This is a genomic window from Oceanicaulis sp. UBA2681 (assembly GCF_002354675.1).
GTDB lineage: Bacteria > Pseudomonadota > Alphaproteobacteria > Caulobacterales > Maricaulaceae > Oceanicaulis > Oceanicaulis alexandrii.
Window position 1 is genome coordinate 399879 of the sequence record NZ_DEMB01000003.1, and the last position, 2501, is coordinate 402379.

Sequence of the window (2501 nt, forward strand, 5' to 3'; positions counted from 1 at the left end):
CTGAAATTCGCCGCCTGATCCGAGCCTTCTCTCCCCCACCTCAAAGCCCCGGCCCCAGCGCCGGGGCTTTGCTTTTTTGAAAAGGAGGCGGCGCGATGTCTCTCACTCTTTTAAGCCCGCCCGGGGCGGAACCTGTCAGTCTCGACGCAGCGAAAACCTGGTTGCGCGTCAGCCATGAAGACGACGATGCGCTGATCACCGACGCGATTATCGCTGCTCGTGAGCATGTGGAAGCGCGGACTGGCTTGGCGCTGATCACCCAGAGCTGGCGCGAGCGGCTGGATGATTGGCCGCGGCGACGCTTGAGCGCGTCGGGTCTGGCGGTCAGCCTCGCCAAGGCGCCGCTGGTCAGCGTGGAGGCGGTGCGCGGCCGCGAGCGGGACGGGACGCTCTCGGTTTGGGATGCGGCGGAATACCGGGTTGAAGCCGGTGAGCCGGGGCGTTTGGTGGCGATCCTGCCCTTCTCCTTGCCGCGCCCTGTGGTCAAGGCGGGCGGGATCGAGATTGAGTTCACCGCCGGGTTTGGCGAGACGCCCGACGACGTGCCGGCGCCCTTGCGCGCGGCGATCCTGCATCTGGTCGCGGCGCGTTATGGCGCGGATCGGGGCGAGGGGGGCGAGACGCCGCCTGCGCCTGAGATCGTGGACCGGCTGTTAGCCCCCTACATGCCGGTGCGGCTATGAGCGCGGAAGCCGCGTTCCAGAGCGGACTTCTGGAGCATTTGCGGAACGATGAGGGCGTCACAGCGCTGTTGGGGACGCGGATCTTTGATCAGCCAAAGTCGGGCGTGCGCTTCCCGTTCTTGTATCTGGGACGGGCGATAAGCGATGCGGCGGACGCCAGCGAGGCCCGGCTGATTGATCTGCGCCAGACCCTTCTGATCCGCGGGCGGCGCGATGACAGCGAGACCATCAAGAAGGCGCTGGGCGCGATCCGGTCTGCGCTGGAGACGGGCCCGCTGACGCTGGAGGCCGGCTTTGCAGCCATCCATCCACGCCTGGTCTACGCCGACCTGTTCTCAACCTCCGACACCCGCATCGTGCAAGGGCTGGCGCGGGTCAGAACCCTCATTCAAATCCAAGGAGACACGCCATGACGGCGCAAGCGGGCAAGGATGTCTTGCTGAAAATCGGCGATGGCGGATCGCCGGAGAGTTTCACCAGCATTGCGGGGCTGAGGGCCAAGACCCTGTCGCTGAACGCCCGCGCGGTCGAGGTGACCCACGCCGACAGTCCGGGGCGCTGGCGCGAATTGCTGGACGGCGCCGGGGTGCGCACTGCGGCGATTTCAGGCGCGGGCATCTTTGTCGACAGCGCGGCGGACGAGACCGTGCGGAGCGTGTTCTTTGATCAGGCCAGGCGCAGCTGGCGCGTGATCGTGCCGGACTTTGGCGTCATCGAAGGCCCGTTCCTGGTGATGGCGCTGGAATATTCCGGCCGCCATGACGGCGAGGCGAGCTATTCGCTCTCGCTGCAGTCCGCGGGCGCGCTGAGTTTCTCAGCCCTCTGAACTGCGGTCGTCAATCCGGCGCTGACGCTGCATGTCCTCAAGCTCATTGAGGCAGGCGCGATAGGCGTCAGGGTTGCGCAGCGTTTCGCACTCTTCCTCGTAGCGGTCGTCATAAACGTCCTGAAACAGGCTTTCACACCCGCACAGAACCAGCGGAGAGGCGAGAGCGAAACAGGCGAGCAAGCGGCGCATGGGTGATCCCTTCACATTGATCCGCGCCCAGTCTAACGGCGCAGAAAGTTTGTGCTCATGACAATTTCTCAATCTGGACAGGTGCGCGCCAATTTGGGCGATGCGCCGGTTCACTTGCGTCTCAGCCTTGCCGCCCTGATGCAGATCGAACAGGCGCTGGAGGTCTCAGGGCTCGAAGCGCTCTCCGAACGATTTCGAAGTCTCAGCGCGACCGATCTCACTTGCGTTCTGACCGCTTTGCTGACCGCGGGCGGGCATGAGGACGCGCAGGCGCTGGCGGACGCGGCGGCCCCCGCAGACGCGGCCCGGGCCGTGCTGAGCTGTTTTGAAGCGAACCTTACATGACCGGGTGCTGGCCGGGCTGGTTCGCGCTGGGCGTTTTGCGCTTCGGGCTGAGCCCTGACGCCTTCTGGGCGCTGTCGCTGGCGGAATGGCGGGCGCTGTGCGCGGCGCTGGGGGCGGATGCTCCGCCGCCGCCCGACCGTCAGGCGATCGACGCCCTGATCAAAGACTTTCCTGATGGAGGAGCCAAATGACCGACACCTTTGACCTGTCGGATCTCGCCGCGGACGCCGGTGCGGCGCGGCGTGAACTCACCGAGACGGCGCGTGAAGGCGAAAGCGCCGCGCGGGCCCTGTCCGACGCCTTTGAAAGCGCGGGCCGCGACATCGCTTCCAGCCTTGAAGGCGCGGCGCGCTCCGGCGAGCTGAGCTTTTCAGACATGGCGGAAAAGATCGCCCGGACCTTCGCCGAGCTGGCGCTGGACCGTTTCATTCTTCAGCCCCTGCCGGGGCTTCTGG

At 65.9% G+C, this 2501-nt stretch carries 7 protein-coding genes; 6 read left to right on the forward strand and 1 reads right to left on the reverse strand.

The annotated features are described in order from the left end of the window. The first annotated feature begins 95 nt into the window (after positions 1 to 95). From B3M53_RS02720 to B3M53_RS02730, 3 genes are read left to right on the forward strand one after another with little or no spacing between them, the layout of a single operon-like run. Positions 96 to 683 carry a head-tail connector protein gene (locus B3M53_RS02720; protein WP_273019551.1) on the forward strand — a complete coding sequence of 196 codons (588 nt, stop codon included), beginning with the start codon at positions 96 to 98 and terminating at the stop codon, positions 681 to 683. Then, positions 680 to 1096, forward strand: coding sequence for a DUF3168 domain-containing protein (locus B3M53_RS02725; protein WP_273019553.1), 417 nt, complete (start codon positions 680 to 682; stop codon positions 1094 to 1096). Before B3M53_RS02720 ends, B3M53_RS02725 begins: the two co-directional genes overlap by 4 nt. Beyond that, positions 1093 to 1509, forward strand: a complete 417-nt coding sequence (locus B3M53_RS02730) for a phage major tail protein, TP901-1 family (RefSeq protein ID WP_273019555.1) — start codon at positions 1093 to 1095, stop codon at positions 1507 to 1509. The genes B3M53_RS02725 and B3M53_RS02730 overlap by 4 nt, the downstream gene beginning before the upstream one ends. Here B3M53_RS02730 and B3M53_RS02735 read toward each other — a convergent pair. After that, positions 1498 to 1701, reverse strand: coding sequence for a hypothetical protein (locus B3M53_RS02735; protein ID WP_022701819.1), 204 nt, complete (start codon positions 1699 to 1701; stop codon positions 1498 to 1500). The two genes, B3M53_RS02730 and B3M53_RS02735, sit on opposite strands and share 12 nt — an antisense overlap. Before the next feature lie 57 nt (positions 1702 to 1758). Between B3M53_RS02735 and B3M53_RS02740 the strand changes: the two genes are divergently transcribed. From B3M53_RS02740 to B3M53_RS02750, 3 genes are all read left to right on the forward strand, one after another. Continuing rightward, complete coding sequence (locus B3M53_RS02740; protein WP_273019558.1) at positions 1759 to 2046, forward strand: GTA-gp10 family protein; 288 nt, start codon at positions 1759 to 1761, stop codon at positions 2044 to 2046. After that, on the forward strand, positions 2043 to 2237 hold the full coding sequence (locus tag B3M53_RS02745; protein ID WP_273019559.1) for a phage tail assembly chaperone: 195 nt from the start codon (positions 2043 to 2045) through the stop codon (positions 2235 to 2237). Before B3M53_RS02740 ends, B3M53_RS02745 begins: the two co-directional genes overlap by 4 nt. Continuing rightward, the coding region (locus B3M53_RS02750) for a phage tail tape measure C-terminal domain-containing protein (RefSeq protein ID WP_286799603.1) at positions 2234 to 2501 on the forward strand (268 nt) is incomplete at its 3' end. The genes B3M53_RS02745 and B3M53_RS02750, both read left to right, overlap by 4 nt.